Genomic DNA, 20,306 nt, shown 5'->3' with positions numbered 1-20,306 from the left:
CAATGAAACAGCCGATAGCCTGAATTAGCGGCGATTGCGTGCGCCTATTATTACACAATCCTGATCAATAGCCGGATGCGGGCAGCGCCCGGCCCGGGGGGCCGGCCTGATCACCCCGCGACGGAGCGCTGTTCGCCCAGATCGACCGATTGCGAGGCCTGGACGATCCGGTCCACCACGCGCAGGCCGAACGCGACCGCGAGCAATGTCGGGTTTGCATAGCCCCCGGTCGGCATGACACCGCTCGTGGCGACATAGAGATTGTCGATGCCGTGCACGCGGCAATTCGCATCGACGACGCCTTTGCGGGGGTCGTCGCTCATCCGTACCGTGCCCATGTAGTGGCAGGTCGACGAACTGACCAATGAGGGCACGCCGTTGTCGCTCTTGATCTCGTAACGGCCGATCCCGGCCGAAGCGAACATGGCGGCGAAGGCCTTCTGGCTCTCGACGGTCGCGGCGATGTCATCGTCATGCCACTTCCAGTCGATGGCCACGCGCCTGACGCCGAACCTGTCCTTCTCCTGGGAGAGATAGACGCGGTTTTCGCGGTGGGGGAACTGCTCCGCGATCTGCAGGACATGGAAGCGATCGAAAGCGCCGTAGTGCTCGCGCTGCTTCGACCACCCGCCACGGCCGAGATTGGCTTTCGGCCGCCGCCGGCTGTCGAGCAGGCGCTTGACGATTCCGTCGATGCCGACGATGGCATCGAAGGTTTCGCGCGGCGTGGGAAACTGCCGTCTCAAAATCTGCTCGCGCAACAGCAGCGAGGCCATGAAGCCGCGGTTCTGCCTGGGCGAAAGATGCTGGTTGCGGCGCCAGTCGTCCTCGCGGGGGAAGATCATGCAGCTCATGCTGGCAAGATGCTCGGCCGCCAAAGCCTGATCGCTGATCTTGAAATGACCCAGGATCGGGACATCGTCGACCAGCCTCATGTCGTAGAACTCGAAGCGCTCGAACGATGTCCTGTCGAAGGGCACGAGGTCGCCGCCATCGATCAGCGGATGATCGATGAAATAGCGGCCGACATTGTCGTATGTGTTGCCGATGCCGTTGGGGTTGCGCGTCGTCGAGTTCAGCAGGATCTGGACGGACCCGATGCCGCCGGCAGCGATGACGACGTGCCTGGCGACGACGTTGAACAGATCGCCCTCGGCCGATTTGTAGTGAACCGTCGTGACGTGGTCGTCGCTCTCGCTGACATCCAGATCGGTGACGGTCGCATTCAGGATGAACCGGACATTGGCGTCCTTGGCGAGCTTCTCTTTCTTCCCGATAACGAATTCGCGGGCGTCGCCAAACTGGAAGACCGCCGTATCGACACGCGCATCGCCGGTCTCGATATCGGCGCAATCGGCCTTCCGCCAGCCTTCAGGCGAAAAGCCGTTCGGCGGGAGTCCGAAATAGGACAGTGCATCATCGACATAAGGCGTCATCTCGTCATGCAAGATGGGCCAACCGCTGTCTTCGATATGCGGGCGCGCCGCAATATCGCCTGCGGTCGGACTGATCAGGCGGACGCCGCGTGAACTCGTGTCGGTCCGGACAAGCCAGGCATTGGCATTTCCACCGAACTGCCTCGTAAACTGGAATTGATCGATATTGCCGATATGCGCATTTTGCTCCGGCATGGCCAAAGCGTCAGCTTCGGCAGACTGCTCGAGACCGCCACTCTCCAAAACGATGACGTTTAAGCTTGAACGCGACAAGCGATCGGCAACGGCAACGCCGACAGGCCCCGCGCCAATGACGCAGACATCGCATTCAATGCGTTGATTTACTACGAATGAGCGCGAGCTGACGAACATTTCGACGTATCCATGAAATTTGGATGCCTGCATCCACGGTGTAAAATTGGCGTGAAGGCTTGTCAAACGCGCCAAAACCAAAATCCCCAAGAAAGTTTACTTTTGGGCATTCAGGAATATCTGTATGTATTTTATTAGTTAAAATTTTAATTAATTAATATATTTGCAATTAACACTCCCCATTATGTAAATTAAAATCCTATAATATTAAAACTATTCGTTATATCAATAAATATATATTTTATGCCTTTTTCGTACATATTTTTCTCAGCATGAATCTCGAAGAAATTCTTCATCTTGCTCAGAATGACCTCTGGAGATTCGCGCTGTCGCGCGAACGATTATTATATTCGTATAAATTCTCTTTAAATAAGCTTATTTGCGGATAAAATTATCATTTAGATCCACTTTTGCAAGATATTGGCCGAAGAGAGTGCCGACTCAGCATCGGCGCAACGAATTGTAATCGGCGCTTCTCAATCGAGATTGCCCGGCACTGCTAACCAATATTGTCAAACAAGCGCCGGCGCAGTCTCGTTTTGCAACGAGCGCTTTTACAACCCTTAAGCCCGCAAGGTCGCGCCGTAACGCTTGGCCATCTCCGCGACGATTTTCGCGCCGACAGCCTCGATCTCGGCTTCAGCCAAAGTCTTTTCGACGGGCTGCAGGGTCACTGCGAGTGCCACCGACTTCCTGCCCGCCTCGACGCCCGGGCCCTCGTAAAGATCGAACACGGAAACATCCGAGATCAGCGTCCGGTCGGCATTCTGCGCGGCCTTGATCATGTCGCCGGCCGGGACGGTCTCGTCGACGATGAAGGCGAAGTCTCGCGTCACCGGCTGAAAGCCCGACAGAGCGAGTTTCGGCTTGACCTTGGTCGGCTTGTATTTCGGCAGCGGCAACGCATCGAGATGGATCTCGAAAGCGACCAGCGGGCCCTTGACGTCGAGCGCCTTCATCACCCGGGGGTGGACCTCGCCGAAGGCACCGATGACGCCCTTGGGGCCAAACTGCAGCGTGGCCGAACGGCCGGGATGCGCCCAGGCAGGGCCGCCCGCCACGATCTGAAGCCCACCGACCGGCACGCCGAGGCCGGCGAGGAGGCCGATGACGTCGGCCTTCGCGTCGATGACGTCGGCGGACTTCGTCGCACCATCCCAATTGCGCCCGACGCCTTCGAGCCGGGCCGAGCCGCGCCGCAGACCGGCGGCCGCAATAATCTGGCCTTCCGGCTCGTCGCTGAGGAAAATCTGCCCGACCTCGAACAGCGCGATATCGCCATGGCCCCTATCGGCATTGGCCTGGGCCGAGCGGATCAGCCCCGGCAGCAGCGAGGGGCGCATGTCGGAAAGATCGGCCGCGATCGGGTTGGCGAGCGCGAGCTTGCGCGAGCCGCCGCCGAAGAGCCTTGCCGCGTCCTGCGAGATGAAGGACCACGTCACGGCCTCGACCATGCCGCGGCTGGCGAGCAGGCGCTTGGCGGTGCGGGTGCGCTTCTGCAGCACGGTCAGCACGGGCTTGACGACCTCGCCCCTGATGCGGGGCAGCGGCGTCGAGACGACGCGGTCGAGCCCGGCAATCCGCAGGATTTCCTCGACGAGGTCGGCCTTGCCGGCGACATCGCCGCGCCAGGTCGGAGGGGCGACCTTGACGCGGTCGCCCGCGCCCGAGACGTGGAAGCCGAGGGAGGTCAGCGCCAGTTTCATCTCGACGACGGGCAGATCGATCCCGGTCAGGCGCTTGACCTCCGACCAGGGGAAGTCGATGGCGCCGGGGCTGTCGGGCAGTCCGCCCTCGAACACCATCTCGGACGCCTCGCCGCCGCAAAGCTCGATGATCATCGCGGTCGCGAGATCGAGCCCCGGTCGACAGAAATCGGGATCTATGCCGCGTTCGAAACGATAGCGCGCGTCCGAATTGATGCCGAGCGCGCGACCCGAGCGGGCGATGTTGAGGGGGTCCCAGAGCGCGCTCTCGACCAGCACGTCGGTCGTGCCCTCGTCGCAACCGGACGCCTCGCCGCCCATGATGCCGGCAAGCGACTCGACGCCGTTCTCGTCGGCGATGACGACCTGCTCGTCAGTCAACGCATAGGTCTTGCCGTCGAGCGCAAGAATGGTCTCACCGTCCCGCGCACGGCGCACGATCAGGTCGCCCTTGACCTTGGCCGCGTCGAAGACGTGGAGCGGCCGGTTACGGTCGAAGGTCATGAAATTGGTGATGTCGACCAGCGCATTGATCGGCCGCAGCCCGATCGCCCGTAGCCGTGCCTGCAGCCATTCCGGCGACGGGCCATTCTTCACGCCCCGGACAAGCCGCAGGGCGAAAGCGGGGCAGAGGTTCTTGTCTTCGGGGACGAAGTCGAGCGTCACCCTCACCGGGCAGGGAAAGCTGCCGCGAACTGGCTGGGCCGGAGGCGTCTTCAGCGATCCGAGGCCGGCGGCGGCGAGATCGCGCGCGATGCCGGCGACGCCCAGCGCATCGGCCCGGTTGGGTGTGACCGCGACCTCGATCGTGGCATCGTCGAGCCCGAGCCAGGCGGCGTAGGGCTGGCCGACCGGAGCGTCGGAAGGCAGATCGATGATGCCGTCGGATTCGTCGGAGGTCTGCAGTTCCGCCGCCGAGCAGAGCATCCCGTTGGATTCGACGCCGCGGATGACACCCTTGCCGAGCGTGATGTCCTTGCCGGGTATATAGGTGCCGGGCGGAGAGAAGACGCTCTTCATGCCGGTACGGGCATTGGGCGCGCCACAGACGACCTGCACCGGCTCGCCCGCGCCGGTATCGACCATGCAGACGCGCAGGCGGTCGGCGTTTGGATGCTGCATCGCCTCGATGACATAGGCGATGGTGAAGGCGGAAAGCGCCTTGGCCTTGTTCTCGACGTCCTCGACCTCGAGCCCGACGCGGGTCAGCGTCTCGGCGATGCTGTCGAGCGAGTCGGAGGTGTCGAGGTGGGTCTTCAACCAGGACAAAGTGAACTTCATGACTGTCCGTCGTTTCTCAGATTGGCATGAGACAGGGCGGGAGCGGTTGCATTCAGCTCATCCTCGCCATCCGTCCTGATCTTCATGGCATTGCCGCGCCAGGTGACCTCGCCGGCAATGAAGGCATAGGCCCAGATGCCGGGGAACACGATGTCGCGGACCAGCAGCGCCAGCGGCATCCGCCAGGAGACATACCAGCCGACGCCATAGGCCAGCGCCAGTTCGGCTGAATACCAGGGCACCAGCACGCAGGCGACCGCTAACAGGCTCGACAGGCCGAGCCAGGGCGCAGCCAGCAGCGCCAGCACGACCGGGATCAGCGGCCCCGACAGGATCTCCGGCGCGAAGAAGGGCAGGAAGGTCACGCGCCGCAGCCGCGCCCAGCGGAACTGGCGCTGGACGACGTCGTAGAGCGTGCGCTTGCCCAGAGGTTGCTCGAAGGGCTGGCCGACGAGATGGACATGCTTGCCGGCCCGGCGCACCAGCTTGGTCGCCGCCGCGTCCTCGGCGATCTCGGCTGCGAGCGCCGCGATGCCGCCATTGGCGTCAAGGAAGGGCTTGTTCCAGAGCATCGACTTGCCTTGGGCGAAGCCGAATCCGCACGCCTCGCCGGCATATTGCCAGCGCGCCTGGAAGGTGTTGAGGAAGGCGCATTCCAGCTCGGCCCAGAAGCCGTTCGGGCGCGAGCCGACCGGCGTCGAGCAGACCAGACCGGAATCGGGGCGCCACGATGCCAGCAGGCGCTGGATGTAGTCCTTCGGCATCAGCACGTTGGAATCGGCGAGGATGACCCATTCGGTCGTCCCTGCCTCCCAGCCCTTGACGCAATTGTTGAGCTTGGGATTGGCGCTGACGGCGACGTCGCCGGTGATCAGGCCGACGCGCTCCGCGCCCTGCAGGCCGATCAGTTCCTCGAGCAGCGGAACGATCGGGTCGTTGGCATCGGCGACGCAGAAGAGTGTCCGGTAGCCCGGATAGTCGAGCACGAGGCCAGACGTCAGCGTCTCGCGGCTGAAGGCTTCGAGCCCGCGCACCGGGCGCACGATCGTCACAGCCGGCTGCGCATCGAGTACGGCGGAGCGCGTCACAATGCGGCGCAGCCGAACGAAGGCGATCGCCTGGCACAACAGGTTGGTCGCGACGAACAGCGCCGCAAACAGCATCGCCCATCCAGCCGGGCTCATGCCGCCCTCCCCGGTTCAGCGCGCGCCGTCACGACGACAGACCGCCGGTCAGCGTCGGCAGGTCGAGCGGGCGGAAGCCGTAATGCGCGAGCCAGCGTACATCTGCCTCGAAGAAGGGGCGCAGGTCCGGCATGCCGTATTTCAGCATGGCGATGCGGTCGATGCCCATGCCCCAGGCAAAGCCCTGATAGATTTCCGGATCGAGCCCGCAATTGCGCAGGACATTAGGGTGGACCATGCCGCAGCCGAGGATTTCGAGCCAGTCATCGCCCTCGCCGAAGCGGATCTCGCCGCCCTTGCGGGAGCACTGGATATCGACCTCGACTGAGGGCTCGGTGAAGGGAAAGAATGACGGCCGGAAGCGCATTTTGACGCTGTCGATCTCGAAGAAGGCCTTGCAGAACTCCTCCAGGATCCATTTGAGATGGCCCATATGCGCCTTCTTGTCGATCACCAGGCCTTCAACCTGGTGGAACATCGGCGTGTGGGTCTGGTCGGAGTCCATCCGATAGGTCCGGCCCGGGCAGATCACCCGGATCGGAGGTTCCTGCGCCATCATGGTGCGGACCTGCACGGGCGAAGTGTGGGTGCGCAAAAGCTTGCGCTCGCCATTGGCGTCGGGCTGAAAGAAGAACGTGTCGTGCATCTCGCGGGCGGGATGGCCTACGGGGAAGTTCAGCTTGGTGAAGTTGAGATCGTCGGTCTCGATATCGGGACCTTCGGCGACGGCGAAGCCCATATCGCCAAAGATCGCGGTGATCTCATCGATGACCTGGCTGATTGGATGGATACGGCCGCGCGCTTCCGGCCCTTCGCGCACCGGCAGCGACACGTCGATGCGCTCGGACGCCAGCCTCGCCTCCAGCGCCGCCTCGCCCAGCGCCTCCTTGCGCGACGCCAGCGCGCTCTGGACGCGGTCGCGCAGGCCGTTGATCAGCGGGCCCTTCTCCTTGCGCTCGTCTGGCGTCATCGCGCCGAGCGTCTTCAGCAGCGCGGAAATCGAGCCCGTCTTGCCGAGCGCGGCGATGCGAATCCGCTCCAGCCCGGCCTCATCGGTCGCGGCGGCGATCTCTGCAAGAAGGCTCGCGCTTAAGTTATCGGTCTCGATCATGCCTGCTCTGGTCCGTTTGCGAGGCATCTTCTAGGGTGTCGTCTACGGCGATGCTAGAGGCAACGTGCTGGCAAAGCATTGCCCTGCCGATGAAACCGGCCTGCGAGGCCGGGAGGGGCGGGACGGACATGACGATCGTGTCTCGATGGCGCGGGCTTCTTGCAGGCATGGCGCTCACGCTGGCGAGCGCTGCCCCCGCCATGGCGCAGGACGGCCGGCGCGTCACGGTCACAGGCGAGATCAGCGATACCTGGTGCACGATCAGCGGCCTGATGTTCGCCAAGGGAACGGCGCATCATCAATGCGCGGTTTGGTGCGCGCTCGGCGGCATTCCGGTCAGTATCCGCGATGCGGACGGCGCACTCTATCTGATCCTCAGAATCGGCGACGACGAGGACAGCGCCTCCAATCCGCGCGTTGCCCGGATGGCGACGCATGAGGTCACGGTCGACGGCGAACTGCTCGAACGCGACGGGGTGAAATACCTGCTCGTCGACCGCATCGCCGACGACAAGGGCATCATCACGATGACCCATGAGGAATACGGCATCCAGCCGTTCGGGAACTGAGCGATGATGGCGTTCCACCGCCTTGCTGCGACTGCGGTTGCCACGGCTCTGGCGGCGGCTCCCGCCTCCGCCGCCGAGGCCTGGAACATCCCGCATGAGGAACCTGCGGTGCTGAAGGGCAAGGTCGTCGACGCGCTGTGCCATCTCAAGGGGCGCTGCGCGCCCGATTGCGGCGGCGGCAAGCGTCAGCTCGGCCTGGTGTTGGGAGACGGCACGTTCCGGCTCGTGGCAAAATCGAATGTCGATTTCGCCGGGGCGATCCGGGACCTCGCCGGCTTCTGCGGTCGCGAGATCGAGGCCGACGGCCTGCTGATCGAGAACCCGGCGGTGACGCTGTTCTTCGTTCAGGGCGTGCGCAGTGATCCGGCGCAACCTTTCGTCCCGGCCGAGCGCTTCAAGGCCGATTGGGAGGCGCAGCACGGCAAGGCAGAGGAATGGTGGCGGGCCGATCCCGAAGCCAACCGCATCATTGCGGAGGATGGCCCGTTCGGACGCAAGGACATCAAGCCGAAATGACCCTGCAGTTGTGCCGCAGGACGTTCCTCTGCGGCATCGCGGCCGGCTTTGCTACGCAGGCTCCGGCTCAAAGCCATGCCGGGCATGGTGCGCCCGCTCCGGCAAGCGCCATGGACGACCGGCTCGCCACGCGGTTCGGCGGTCCGTTCACGCTGACCGACCACACCGGCAGGCGCGTCAGCGACCGAGATTTCCAAGGCCGGTTCATGCTGGTCTATTTCGGCTTCACGCGCTGCACCGACACCTGCCCTATCGACCTGCCGACGATCGCGCAGGCGCTCGATGCAGTCGGCCCCGCGGCGGACAAGCTCGTCCCGCTTTTCATCACGGTTGATCCCGGCAACGACACCCCACCGGTGCTGGCGGCCTATGTCGCCGCCTTCCATCCGCGCCTGATCGGGCTCACCGGCAGCGAGGCCGAGATCGCGGAGGTCGCCAGAGCCTACAAGGTGCATCGGCGCAAGCTGACGCAGCCTCACCACGGCGCAAGCGAGTATGCCGTCGACCATGGCTCACTGACCTATCTGATGGGCACGGACGGGCGCTTCGTGACGTTGCTGCCGCATAATTCGGGGGCCGGGCGGCTGGCGGCGATCCTGCGGAAATATCTCGCCTGACGGGACAGTCCGCGCCGGCGCCGCTATTCAGGGCGCAAATTCGCAGGACGACGCCATGCCCGACAACACCGCCCAGAAGACCTCACCCTCCTACCGGCTCGCCGCGCTCGACCCGGATTTCATCCTCGGCGACTCGACGCGTGGCGCGCGCTTCATGCTCGAATACCAGAAGGCCGAGGACCATTTGCGGGCACGCGGCATCGCCTCGACCATCGTCGTCTTCGGCTCGGCGCGGGTGCGCGAGGGCAATCCCTGGTACGAGGCGGCGCGTGCGTTCGCGCGCATCGCCTCGGAAAAAGGAGGCGCGCTGGCGACGATCGGGGGCGAGCACCGGCACGTCATTGCCACGGGCGGCGGACCCGGCATCATGGAAGCCGCCAATCGCGGCGCGGCGGAAGCCGGCGCCCTCTCGATCGGCTTCAACATCACCTTGCCGCACGAGCAGGATCCCAATGCCTGGTCGACGCCGGACCTGACGTTCCGCTTCCATTATTTCGCGATGCGCAAGATGCATCTGGCGATGCGCGCGGCGGCACTGGTGGTCTTCCCCGGCGGCTTCGGCACGCTCGACGAATTGTTCGAGATCATCACGCTGGTGCAGACCGGCAAGATGCGCCCGGTTCCGATCGTGCTCTATGACAGCGCGTTCTGGAAGGGTCTGCTGAACCTCAAGACCATGGCCGATGCCGGGCTGATCCGGGCCGAGGATCTCTCGCTGTTCCGCTATGCCGACACGCCGGAGGAGGCCTATGATTGTTTGGTATCCGGAGCGGGCGATAGTTGGGAGCCGGCGGCCGAGGGCAGCGTGCGGACGTAAGGCCCGGTTCGTAAAGCACCGGCGTCGCTCGGTAGCTGGTCAGTTTCGGTTCCGCCTCCGACCCAAACCGGACGTTTATAAGCGGAGTTGTCCCAACTCGTGAAGAATCGCCGCGCTGCATCGAATACCGTTGTGAAAGCATTCGAGTGTCAAGTTCTCGTTTGGCGCATGATTGGCGGAATCTGCGTTAGCATAATTCACCACAAACGCCGGAATGCCCAGAATGTCTGTGAAAACGTAGCTGGGTAGACTGCCGAAGCCTGACGGATAGAGCAGAGGGTCTGTCCCGTATGCGCAAGCGATTGCCCGTTCAATAGGCTTAGCCAATGGAGAGTTCATTGGCGTCTTTGAGGGATACATACCTTCGTCATTGCAGATGAACTCGACCTCAGGTGCATGTCGAGCGACATGGGCCGCTATCTTTGCAGCAATATCAGCGGGGTTTTGTGCCGCAACCAGTCTCACGTCGCATTTTGCGGTCGCCTCATGCGGCAACACTGTCTTAGTTCCAGCCCCGCCATATCCGCCGTGGATTCCGTTGAGCGTCAACGTAGGGTAAAAGCTCAACCGCTCGTAAAATGGGCGATCAATGGGCGTATCGAGCCGGTCGAGGCCGAGCGCATCCATGAAATCAGCCATGTCGATTGGTAGCCGTGCGGCAGCTTCGCGCTCCTGCGCGCTGGGAACGATTATGGCGTCGTGAAATCCTTCAATCGTGATCTCGCCTTGTGCATCCTTCATTGTCGTCAAAAGCTGGACCAATGTCCAAAGGGGGTTTGGTACCACACCGCCAAAATTGCCTGAATGAACATCTCGGTTGGCGTGCCGAACCCGGAGATCGAACGAAATCACACCTCGGCAGCCAAATTTAAGGTTTGGTCGGCCGGAAGCGTGCATACTTCCGTCGGCCGTCACGGCCAAATCTGCGGCAAACATTTCTCGATGCGCGCGCATAAACTCTGCAATATGCGGGCTACCAATTTCCTCTTCGCCTTCCAATATCAGTATTACGTTGCACGGCAGGCAACCATGTACTTTGAGATGACCTTCGATCGCTAGGATTTGCGCTAGGTGCTGACCTTTATTATCAGCCACGCCCCGCGCATATATTCGCCCTGCCCGAATCGCAGGCTCGAAGGGTGGCGTCGTCCAAGCATCTAGTGGCTCTGGGGGCTGAACGTCGTAGTGGCCATACAACAGCACGGTGGGACGGTTGGACGCCCCAGTCCAGCGTGCGGAGACAATTGGATGCCCGGCCGTTTTCATGGCGCGCGTTTCTAATCCTACTGCCGTTAACATGCTGACCAATCGATCCGCGACGTCCGCGATACCTATGTTTTGAGCGCTGATGCTGGGATAACGTAGATAGTCGAGGAGCCGATTGACCGATCTGTCTCGCTCTTGGTCAATATAGCTGAAGACAGAAGCAAGATCGCGGTTCATGCAATTCACCTGACGGACGCTACAACAGATGCCGATCGCGCCTGTTTCCACGCATTCAATAAAGAACATAAAGAGAACGAAACCTTGGGTCAAGGCTCGCGCTTGTCAGCTGTGAAGACGTTTTCGGCAGCGTCTGCTTCCGACGCTGAGCAGCAATTGCACTCGCCCTCGAACCTGCATTCCAGGGCTCATCGCTACGCACGCGCCGGAACGACAGGCACCCCTCAGAGCAAAGAAAAAGGCCGGCATCGCTGCCGGCCTTCTCCGTAGTCCAAACCGAAGCAAAAGCCTCAGGCGGCCTTGCGCTCGCCGGCGTTGGGCTCGGCGGCCAGAACGGCCTTGACCTGCTCGACGACGGCCGTGAACGAGGCCGCATCGTCGATCGCCATGGCCGACAGGGTCTTGCGGTCGAGCTCGATGCCGGCCTTGGTCAGGCCGTTGATGAACATCGAGTAGACCAGACCATGCTCCCGCACCGCGCCGTTGAGGCGCTGGATCCAGAGCGCGCGGAACGAGCGCTTCCGGTTCTTGCGGTCGCGATAGGCATATTGCATCGAACGATCGACGGCGGCCTTGGCGGCGCGGATCGTGTTCTTGCGGCGGCCATAGAAACCCTTGGCGGCCTTGAGTGTCTTCTTGTGCTTTGCGTGGGACGTTACGCCCCGTTTCACGCGAGCCATGTGATGATCTCCGGAAGGTTAGAGGGCGTCAGCCGTTGGGGAGGAAGTATTTCTTCACGTTGGCCGCATCGCCCTCGAAGAGAACGTTGGTGCCTCGGTGATTGCGGAGCTGCTTGTTGGTCCGCTTGATCATCCCGTGACGCTTGCCGGCCTGGGCATAGAGCACCTTGCCGGTTCCGGTGATCTTAAAGCGCTTCTTGGCGCTCGACTTCGTCTTGATCTTGGGCATTTCCGCTCCTCATAGGTCGCGAGCGCGCAAACGGCGCCGCTTCATGTTTGCTTGCTGGAAGCAAAGATCGACCGCCACGGCAGCCCTTATCAGCCGGGCGATCGAAGGACGCGCGTATGACAGAAAAGCTGCGGGGAGGCAAGGGAGCGTCGAGAGTGAAGCTCCTGCCTCAGCAAGACAGGCTGCCAGGGATGCCGTCGGCGTCTGGCACACTCATTGCTTATCAAGCTTGCATACAAGATTGATAAGCAGGACAACATGGATCCGGTTTCGCTGCCCATCGATCGCATCATCGTCGATGCGATCCTCGCCGGGAGAATCCGTGCGGGGACGCGGCTCGGCGAGCAGGCGCTGGCTACATTGTTCGGGGTCTCGCGGACATCCGTAAGGGAAGCGCTGATCCGGCTCGAAACACGCGGGATCGTCCAGGTCAGTCCACGCCGGGGCTGGTTCGTCATCGAGCCCTCTCTCGAGGAAGCGCAGGAAGCTTTCCAGGCACGCCGCGCCATTGAAATGGGCATCCTGCGGACCATCGAGACGGTTGAACCGACCGTCATCGCCAAGCTGAAGGACCACATTGCCCGCGAGCGCGAGGCGATCGCCAGCAACGATGCGGGTGCGCGCAGCTATCTTCTCGGCGATTTCCATGTCTGCCTCGTCGAGGCCTTCGGAAACCGCATCCTCGCCGACATCCTGCGCGACCTGACTGCGCGGACCGTCCTGATTTCCGCGCTCTACCAGTCGGACCACGACGCGACTGAATCCTGCGACGAGCACGAGCACATCACCGAGGTGCTCGCCAGCGGCGACCTCAAGCGCGCCGCCGAGCTGATGATCGACCATATCGGCAATGTCGAGGCGGGGCTGACCAAACGCATCGACACCGATCCACTCCTCGATCTGCGCCACGCGCTGCAGCTGACCATCCAGAAGAGCGGGCCGACCGACCCGCCGCGAAAGCCATAGCAAAAGAGCACGAGGGCTAGGGAAACCTCCGAGAGCATTCCGTCACCTGTTTCACCAGAAGGAATTGCATGATGACCGCCGAAGCCCTCGCCGCTCCGCTACCGAGCGCATCGACTCCGATCTATAAATCGCTCTTCGCCCAGGTTCTTGCCGCGCTGGTCCTGGGTATCGTTTTGGGCATGGCCGCGCCGACCTTTGCCGTGCAGCTGAAGGTGCTCAGCGACGGATTCCTGAAACTGATCTCGATGATCGTCGCCCCGATCGTCTTTTGCGTCGTCGTTCATGGCATCGCAGGCGCGGGCGATCTGAAAAAGGTCGGGCGCGTCGGCATCAAGGCGCTGATCTATTTCGAGATCATGACGACGATCGCCCTGGCACTCGGCGTCGTGCTGGCTTACGTCTTCGGCCCCGGCCACGGCATGAACATCGATCCGACCAAGCTCGATGCCGGCGCCATCAACACCTATGCCGCCAATGCGCACAAGCTCCAGGGCGAGGGCATCGGCAGCTTCATCCTCAACATCATCCCGACGACCTCGATCGATTCGCTGGCCCGCAACGACGTGCTGCAGGTGCTCTTCTTCGCCATCATCTTCGGCGTCAGTCTCGCTCTGGTCGGCGAAAAGGGCGAGAAGGTCACGTCCTTCATCGACGCGGTCGCCGCCGTGCTATTCAAGGCGATGGGCTTGATCGTGCGGGTCGCTCCGCTCGGCGTGCTCGGCGCCGTCGCCTACACGGTCGGACGTTACGGCGTGGGCTCGCTCCAGCAGCTTCTGTCGCTGGTCGCGCTGTTTTATGTGGCGGTGGCCATGTTCGTCGTCGTCATCCTCGGTTTCGTCATGCGGATGGCCGGCCTCAACATCTTCAAGTTCCTGGCCTATCTCCGCGAGGAACTGACGATCGTGCTCGCCACCGCCTCGTCGGACTCGGTGCTGCCTCAGATCATGCGCAAGCTCGAGCATATGGGCATCAAGAAGTCGGTCGTGGGCCTGGTCGTCCCCACCGGCTACTCGTTCAATCTCGATGCATTCTCGATCTACCTGACGCTCGCCGTGGTCTTCATTGCCCAGGCGACCAATACGCCGCTCTCCATCGGCGACCTGATGCTGGTGCTCGGCATCTCCCTGCTGACCTCCAAGGGCGCCCATGGCGTTCCCGGCTCCGCGATCGTCATTCTCGCGGCGACGCTCAATGCCGTGCCCTCGATTCCCGCCATCGGCCTCGTTCTGGTTCTTTCGGTGGACTGGTTCATCGGAATGGCGCGCGCGGCCGGTAATCTCATCGGCAATTGCGTGGCGACGGCCGTGATCGCGGCCTGGGAAGGCGATCTCGATCGCGTTCAGGCAGAAAAGGTGTTGAACACCCCTGCCCTGGTCGATGTGACGGCAGGGTGAGGCCAGAAATCTGCGCTCGATGGATTTGGCCAGCTTGCTCGTCTCCCCGAGCAAGCTGGGCTATCATGCAGCACTCGCCCTCATCGACGGTCGATCAAAATACCGCCTTGCCGGACGGGCTCGGGCCCGGTCGGCGAGGCGGGCGGTCTTAGGGAAGACACCGCAAGCGTCGGCGTACTCAGGCGATCACTCGGCGGCGCGGATGAAGCCGTTGCCGCCCTCTGTCTCGATGCGCGCGCCGAGCCGGTCGATGTCGAGCACCATCAACATGCCGGCCGGCTCACCGCGTCCGTCGCGCATGGCGACGACGCCGAGCGCGGGGACGTCCGCCTTGGCGGTGAAATCGCGCAGTGGCTGAACCTCGTTCGTAGCGATCTCGGGGATCTGGCCAAGCGTATCGACGATCAGGCCGAGCGTGCGGCCGGCGGCCCGGACGATGACGATCTGTTGGCCCTCGGCGACGGCGTCGGGGATGCCGAGCATCCGGGCGAGGCGCAACGCGGGAACGGGCGTGCCCTCATGCAGCTTGTACCCCGCCAGCAGGCCGTCGGCGGTCTGCCTCGCCGAGGGCTTGAGGCCACCCAGGTCGACCGCCTCGATCACGTCGCGCGCTTTCACGCCGAGCCAGTGACGGCCGATATGGAAGGTCGCGACCTCATATGTCTCGACACCGTCGACGGCTTTGCGCGCCGCCAGCGCTGCCGCCGCATGTGGAGCCGGCCTCGACACAATGCCCGTCCCAATGGCGCCGAGCGGCACCGCGCAGAGCGCGACCACATCGGCCTGATGGCCGTCCCTGGTCTTGTATTCGCGATAACCCTTGGAAGGCGAGGCGCCGAGCGCGACATGCTGCCCGTCGAGCGGGCGGATACAGGCAAGATCGCCGTCGGCCGCCAGCGTCGCCGGGTCGATCACGATGGGAGCCTGCGCGCCGACCGGAAAGCGTGGATCGCTTGAAGAAACGATACGCCCGTCGCTCCCGACAAAGAGAGCAAACGACCCCGGCAGCGCGGTCCCGGTTTCGTCGGATGGCAGTGAATCCTTCAGGATCGCGGCAAATTGCGGGGTCGAATCGAAGACGATCGCGATGCCGCCGACCGCGCGGCCGCCTTCGGCCGCCTGGACCGCGGCGGTGTAGATCAGCGTTTCGGCCCCGCCATAGAGGTCCGTCCGCTCGAAGGGCGAGACGGCGTAATGCTGGCCCGAACGCAGGCCGAGCGTGCGCTGCACCCATTCGGCGTCGAGCGTCCTGCCCACGAGATAGGCCTGCTCCGGTTGCGACACGGCAATGACTTTGCCCGCCGCGTCGAAGAGAATGAGATTGCTGTAGACGGTATACAGCCCGTTGATCGTCGCCAGGATGTCGCTGCAGGTCCTGGCGCCTTCCGGAGACGGCGCGGCGAGGACGCGCGCGAAGGTCGCATTCAGCGCCCACCAGCGGCAGTCGTTTGCGCGCTCGTAGAGATTGCGGTCCATCACGTCGATGGCGAATGCCGCACGGGAGCGGCACTTTTCCATGATCGCCGCAATCACGGTGCGGTGCAGATCGCCGATAGAGGCGTCGAAGACGGACTGCGTCTTGCGGCCGGCGCTGGAAATCTCCCAGAGCAGGATCTTGGAGAAACCCGCATTGGCCTCGCTGGAGCCCGATTGGCGGATCGAGCCGTTCCAGACCGAGCGGTTGAGGTCGCGCTGGATCATAGCCGCTTGCCGCGACACCAGCCGCAGCGCCTCGGGAAAGAGCCCGGAATGGCTCGTCACGGCGGCGAGAAGATCGTCGTCGATGCTGCTTCCGAGTTCACCGTCGTCCTGGCCGAAGGCAGCCTGCAGCGGCAACAGTCCCAGACCGATCCAGCCCGGCCCGAGGTAACCCTGATAGCCCGCACTGCGGCAGGCGACGGCAAGATATTGCCGCCCGCCAAGCCGGACAACAGGCTCGCGCGCATTCAGGATGCCGGGAGAGATCGCGAGGCCCGCCGGCAGCTGGATCTGGCAGGAGCCCGCCACGACGAGCCCACCGGGCGTCACGCAACCCAGAACCGTCCAGTCATTCTCGGGCAGCAGCTTGCGGAAGATGCCCTCCATCTCGTCGGCGAGGCGGAAGACCAGGACCAGCACGCCGAGCGGCCTGCGGCCATTGTCCTCGACCCGCCAGGCATAGACCAGCGCGGGACCGCCGGAGATAAAGTCGATCTCGCCGTAATGCTCGACATAGGCGCCATCCGAACTCAGCGCCTCGTCGATGATCGGGTGCCTGGCCGTTGCAACTTCATGCGGCGCGAGCCTCGCCCGGATGGTGCCTTCGAGATCGACCAGCAGGATGTCGGAATAGACGGAGTACTTTGCGACATAGTCGCGGAAGCGGCTTTCGATCGCGGCTCTTGCCGGCTGGGACGGGGTCTTCTCCTCCAGCATCTCGCGGATATCGGTATCGGCGGCGAGGAAGCCGATATCGGCGGTCCGTTCGAACAGGTTGCGCACGAGTACGTCGATGGTGTTCTGCGCCTTGGTGCGCAGGTCGGTCACCACCTTGTCGCGCGTCTCCATCGCCAGGTGGTTGAGCAGGCTGCCGGTCAGGTCCTCGAAGGCCGAGCGGGTGCCCGACATCTCGGTGGCATTGCCGGAGAGCTGCCCGAGCAGGGTCAGGGTGTCCCATGAACCCTGAAGGCGGTCGAAAACCTGCCGGTAGTCGTCGATCGCGTGCATGTGACGGATCAAGCCGGCCAGAGAGGGGTCGATCTCGATGCCCTTGTGTAAGGTTGCCAAGGCTTGTGCTCTTTCGGTCGAGACATCGCCGCACCGGCGATACCGGCCCGTCAATCAGAATGATGCGTATGGACGCTACTTCAGCCAACTCGAACCAAATCATCAGACGTCGTGATTCGCATCACGGCAAAGCTTCCCGTATCGAATAAATTTACGCCAGATGCAGGAATGGACTGGGAAGCTGTCCTCGACCTTGCGCAACGTCACAGGTGCCGCCGCGCGCGCTGAAGAGGATGTCACCCTACGACGAAGAACCTCTTCCGAAAGGATAGAGAGGGAGGTGAAGGCCGCACCGGCAGAATTACAAACCTGAGCGCTCTGTTTCTGCCTTGGTGGATCGCGGGCCGTCCCTGCCCTCTCCTCTCGCAGAGATCCCATGCCTGGCCGGCGGGCTTCAAACGCCCTCCATCCGCCGCAGCGCCTCAAAATGCTTCTCCGACTGGAAGACCAGCACCTGGCTCCAGTCGCGCGCCGTGGCCTCGATCGCCGGCTGCGAGATGAGCTTGAGGGGCCTGCCGGTCGACATCGCCAGCACCTGCTGCCTGCAGGCGCGTTCGAGGAAATACAGATCGTCGAAGGCGACCGCGACCGAGGGGCCGCCGATGGTGACGCCATGATGGGCGAGGAAGATGATGTCGGCGCCAGCTTCGGCCTTGTTGGCGGCGACGATCGCCTCGCCCTCGGTCTCGTCGAGCGCAAGGCCGCCGAAATGATCGACATAGAGCGTGCGGCCATAGAAGCGGCAGGCGGTCTGATGCGCCATTTCCAGACGGCCGCCCTCGACCATGGTCAGCGCGGTGGCATAGGGCATGTGGACATGCAGTACCGCGACATGGCGTGGATTGGCCTTGTGCGCGGCGACATGGATGTTTCGGGCTGTCGCCTCGACCTCGCCCTCCCCTTCCAGAACCTGGCCGCGCTCGTCGATCAGCAGCAGGTCGGAGGGCTTCATCTCTGACCAGTGCACGCCATAGGGGTTGATCAGGTAGCGCGGGCCGCCGTCCGGGCAATCGGGGAGCGCGACCGAGAAATGGTTGCAGATGCCCTCGTTCAGTTCGAACTTCGCGGCGAGGCGCAGGGCGGCAGCAAGGTCGCGGCGCTGGTGGGTGATGCTGGGCTGGGTCACGAAACGACTCTCGACGGATTGGAACAGGCCGGATCGAAGCATTGCGAGGCCCGACATGACAAGGCCCGGCGCAGGGGCCGGGCCTTCAGTCGAATCGCATGACGCAGCGATGCGATTATTTCGGCGCCAGCACCATGACCATCTGACGGCCTTCGAGCTGCCAGTCGCTCTCGACCTTGGCGACGTCGACGAGGTCGACCTTGACGCGTTCCAGCACCTTCACGCCGAGATCCTGGTGGGCCATCTCGCGGCCGCGGAAGCGCAGGGTCACCTTGACCTTGTCGCCCTCATCGAAGAAGCCGTGCATGGCCTTCATCTTGACGTCGTAGTCATGCTTGTCGATGCCCGGACGGAGCTTGATCTCCTTGATCTCGATGGTGCGCTGCTTCTTGCGCGCCTCCGCAGCCTTCTTCTGCTCCAGAAAGCGGAAGCGGCCGTAATCGAGAATCTTGCAGACCGGCGGTTCGGAATTGGGGGAGATCTCGACAAGATCGAGACCAGCATCCTCGGCAATCTTCAACGCCTCGAAGAACGAGACCACGCCACGGTTGGCGCCGGTATCGTCGATGAGCTGTACATCGCGGACGCCGCGAATGTCGCGGTTGGAGCGCGGGCCGTCTTTGGTCGGGGTCGGGGCAGCACGGAAAGGACGACGAATGGGGGTATTCTCCTGTTTCAGGCGCCAGCAGCGCCGCTGAGCAGACACATTGCACAAAGATGCGCGATGTCAATGGAAACCGGGCAATGAGGCAGTAGGCAGTAGGCAGTAGGCAATCGATGAATAAACCCTACTGGCGACTGCCTATTGCCCTATCGCCCTAGAAGCGCACAATAGACGTCGAGCGTATCAGTCACCATCGTATCGAGCGAGAAATGCCGCTCGACATGCAGTCTGGCCCGTTGGGCCAGCGCATCGCGGGCCGAAGGGCGGAGCGCCAGCGCCTCGGTCAGGCTCGCAGCCAATGCCGGCGCATCTCCCGGCGGCACGCGCCAGCCGGTGCGCTGACCGGGGTCGACCTGCGGCGGGGCCAGCACGGTTTCCGGCACCGCGCCGAGATCGGAGACCACCACGGGCGCACCCATCGCCTGCGCCTCGACTGCGACACGGCCGAAGGCCTCCGGCTCGGTCGAGGGCATGGTGACGACGGCCGCGCAAAGCAGGGCTGCGGGCATGTCGCTGCAATGGCCGACGCGCCTGACGCGGCCCTCGAGCCCCGCCTTGGCGACGAGCTGGTCGAGTTCCCTAACATAGCCGTCGCGACCCTGGGCATCGCCGGCGAGGATGAAAGCCGTGTCGGTGTCGCCGGCGTCGCGCATGATGCGGGCGGCCTCGATCAGCACGCGCTGGCCCTTCCAGCCGGTGAGCCGGCCGGGCAGGAGCACGATGCGCTGATGCGGCTCGACGCCCCAGGCCTTGCGCAGGGCCTGCACGCGCTCCGAACCGACGGCGGCAGGTGCGAAGGCGGAAAAGTTGGTGCCGCGATGAACGACGCGAATCCGTTCGCGTGCGAAGGCGTGCTTCGCCAGGATCAGATCGGCGGTGTAGGCGGAGTTGGCGATGACCACGTCGCCGCGCGCCATGACCGAGTTGTAGAGCGTCTTGACGGCCGAGCGGCTGGCATAGGAGCCGTGATAGGTCGTGACGAAGGGCAGCTTGAGCGACCGCGACGCCGCAAGCGCCACCCAGGCTGGCGCACGCGAGCGGGCATGGACCAGTTCGACACCCTCGTGGCGGCACAGCTTCACCAGCTTGCGCACGTTGATCAGCATCGCCAGCGGGTTCTTGGCGGCAGCTGGAAAAGGCAGCCAGACGCCGCCCTTGGCCTGAAGTTCGGCAACGAGGCGGCCGCCTTCCGTGGCGACGAGTGCGCGCGCGCCGACATCCGTCAGGCCCCTGGCGATATCCACCGCGGTGCGCTCGGCGCCGCCGGCTTCGAGCTCCGGGATGATCTGCAGGATGGTGCGCCCGCTGAGCGGGTGGTTCTCGGTGGAGGGCAGCGCCAGAGGCGCGCCTGGCTGCAAGGACATGCTCACCGCTTCAAACGATTCCGTTTCGACCGGTCATTATGACCACGTGCGCCGGCCGACCGCAG

General features: G+C 63.3%; 17 protein-coding genes. 6 read left to right on the top strand and 11 right to left on the bottom strand.

The window, feature by feature from the left end:
- Nucleotides 1-110: 110 nt before the first annotated feature.
- The 4 genes from AXW83_RS00850 to pheS form a co-directional block, all read right to left on the bottom strand.
- On the bottom strand, nucleotides 111-1,808 hold the full coding sequence (locus AXW83_RS00850; RefSeq protein WP_066609804.1) for an FAD-dependent oxidoreductase: 1,698 nt from the start codon (nucleotides 1,806-1,808) through the stop codon (nucleotides 111-113).
- A 563-nt stretch (nucleotides 1,809-2,371) separates the two neighbouring features.
- Nucleotides 2,372-4,795: a phenylalanine--tRNA ligase subunit beta gene (gene pheT, locus AXW83_RS00845; protein ID WP_066609802.1), complete on the bottom strand. Its 2,424-nt coding sequence runs from the start codon at nucleotides 4,793-4,795 to the stop codon at nucleotides 2,372-2,374.
- On the bottom strand, nucleotides 4,792-5,979 hold the full coding sequence (locus AXW83_RS00840) for a glycosyltransferase (protein ID WP_066609801.1): 1,188 nt from the start codon (nucleotides 5,977-5,979) through the stop codon (nucleotides 4,792-4,794). Before AXW83_RS00840 ends, pheT begins: the two co-directional genes overlap by 4 nt.
- Before the next feature lie 28 nt (nucleotides 5,980-6,007).
- Nucleotides 6,008-7,090, bottom strand: a complete 1,083-nt coding sequence (gene pheS, locus AXW83_RS00835) for a phenylalanine--tRNA ligase subunit alpha (RefSeq protein ID WP_066609800.1) — start codon at nucleotides 7,088-7,090, stop codon at nucleotides 6,008-6,010.
- A 128-nt stretch (nucleotides 7,091-7,218) separates the two neighbouring features.
- Between pheS and AXW83_RS00830 the strand changes: the two genes are divergently transcribed.
- Genes AXW83_RS00830 through AXW83_RS00815 form a run of 4 tightly spaced genes read left to right on the top strand, consistent with a single transcriptional unit; the run spans nucleotide 7,219 to nucleotide 9,609 of the window.
- A complete protein-coding gene (locus tag AXW83_RS00830) occupies nucleotides 7,219-7,659 on the top strand; it encodes a hypothetical protein (protein ID WP_066609798.1) in 441 nt (146 codons plus the stop codon).
- A 3-nt stretch (nucleotides 7,660-7,662) separates the two neighbouring features.
- Nucleotides 7,663-8,175, top strand: a complete 513-nt coding sequence (locus AXW83_RS00825; protein WP_066609796.1) for a hypothetical protein — start codon at nucleotides 7,663-7,665, stop codon at nucleotides 8,173-8,175.
- Nucleotides 8,172-8,792, top strand: coding sequence for an SCO family protein (locus tag AXW83_RS00820; RefSeq protein ID WP_168166039.1), 621 nt, complete (start codon nucleotides 8,172-8,174; stop codon nucleotides 8,790-8,792). The genes AXW83_RS00825 and AXW83_RS00820 overlap by 4 nt, the downstream gene beginning before the upstream one ends.
- Nucleotides 8,793-8,847: 55 nt before the next feature.
- On the top strand, nucleotides 8,848-9,609 hold the full coding sequence (locus AXW83_RS00815; protein ID WP_066609793.1) for an LOG family protein: 762 nt from the start codon (nucleotides 8,848-8,850) through the stop codon (nucleotides 9,607-9,609).
- A 75-nt stretch (nucleotides 9,610-9,684) separates the two neighbouring features.
- On the opposite strand, the gene AXW83_RS00810 is transcribed toward AXW83_RS00815, so the two are convergent.
- From AXW83_RS00810 to rpmI, 3 genes are all read right to left on the bottom strand, one after another.
- Complete coding sequence (locus AXW83_RS00810; protein WP_066619587.1) at nucleotides 9,685-11,052, bottom strand: M20/M25/M40 family metallo-hydrolase; 1,368 nt, start codon at nucleotides 11,050-11,052, stop codon at nucleotides 9,685-9,687.
- Nucleotides 11,053-11,342: 290 nt separating this feature from the next.
- Complete coding sequence (gene rplT, locus AXW83_RS00805; protein ID WP_066609791.1) at nucleotides 11,343-11,732, bottom strand: 50S ribosomal protein L20; 390 nt, start codon at nucleotides 11,730-11,732, stop codon at nucleotides 11,343-11,345.
- A 28-nt stretch (nucleotides 11,733-11,760) separates the two neighbouring features.
- The gene (rpmI, locus tag AXW83_RS00800; RefSeq protein WP_066609790.1) at nucleotides 11,761-11,961 is read right to left on the bottom strand and encodes a 50S ribosomal protein L35; all 201 of its coding nucleotides are present in this window, start codon (nucleotides 11,959-11,961) and stop codon (nucleotides 11,761-11,763) included.
- 258 nt (nucleotides 11,962-12,219) lie between these two features.
- On the opposite strand from rpmI, the gene AXW83_RS00795 reads away from it, so the two are divergent.
- The gene (locus AXW83_RS00795) at nucleotides 12,220-12,927 is read left to right on the top strand and encodes a GntR family transcriptional regulator (RefSeq protein ID WP_066609789.1); all 708 of its coding nucleotides are present in this window, start codon (nucleotides 12,220-12,222) and stop codon (nucleotides 12,925-12,927) included.
- Nucleotides 12,928-12,998: 71 nt separating this feature from the next.
- The gene (locus AXW83_RS00790; protein WP_066619586.1) at nucleotides 12,999-14,321 is read left to right on the top strand and encodes a dicarboxylate/amino acid:cation symporter; all 1,323 of its coding nucleotides are present in this window, start codon (nucleotides 12,999-13,001) and stop codon (nucleotides 14,319-14,321) included.
- A 186-nt stretch (nucleotides 14,322-14,507) separates the two neighbouring features.
- Here the strand turns inward: AXW83_RS00790 and AXW83_RS00785 are convergent, their stop codons facing one another.
- The 4 genes from AXW83_RS00785 to AXW83_RS00770 all read right to left on the bottom strand — a co-directional run bounded on the left by AXW83_RS00785 (nucleotide 14,508) and on the right by AXW83_RS00770 (nucleotide 20,241).
- Nucleotides 14,508-17,087, bottom strand: a complete 2,580-nt coding sequence (locus AXW83_RS00785; RefSeq protein WP_066609788.1) for a chemotaxis protein CheW — start codon at nucleotides 17,085-17,087, stop codon at nucleotides 14,508-14,510.
- 394 nt (nucleotides 17,088-17,481) lie between these two features.
- Nucleotides 17,482-18,213 (bottom strand): aldolase, encoded by a 732-nt coding sequence (locus AXW83_RS00780; protein WP_210179632.1) that lies wholly within the window; start codon nucleotides 18,211-18,213, stop codon nucleotides 17,482-17,484.
- A gap of 115 nt (nucleotides 18,214-18,328) precedes the next feature.
- A complete protein-coding gene (infC, locus tag AXW83_RS00775; protein ID WP_066619582.1) occupies nucleotides 18,329-18,871 on the bottom strand; it encodes a translation initiation factor IF-3 in 543 nt (180 codons plus the stop codon).
- Between the two features lie 152 nt (nucleotides 18,872-19,023).
- Nucleotides 19,024-20,241 (bottom strand): glycosyltransferase family 4 protein, encoded by a 1,218-nt coding sequence (locus AXW83_RS00770; RefSeq protein ID WP_066609787.1) that lies wholly within the window; start codon nucleotides 20,239-20,241, stop codon nucleotides 19,024-19,026.
- Nucleotides 20,242-20,306 lie beyond the last annotated feature (65 nt).

The organism is Bosea sp. PAMC 26642 (assembly GCF_001562255.1).
Taxonomy (GTDB): domain Bacteria; phylum Pseudomonadota; class Alphaproteobacteria; order Rhizobiales; family Beijerinckiaceae; genus Allobosea.
Note: the sequence above shows the minus strand (reverse complement) of the source record. Positions and strands in the feature narration are given on the sequence as shown.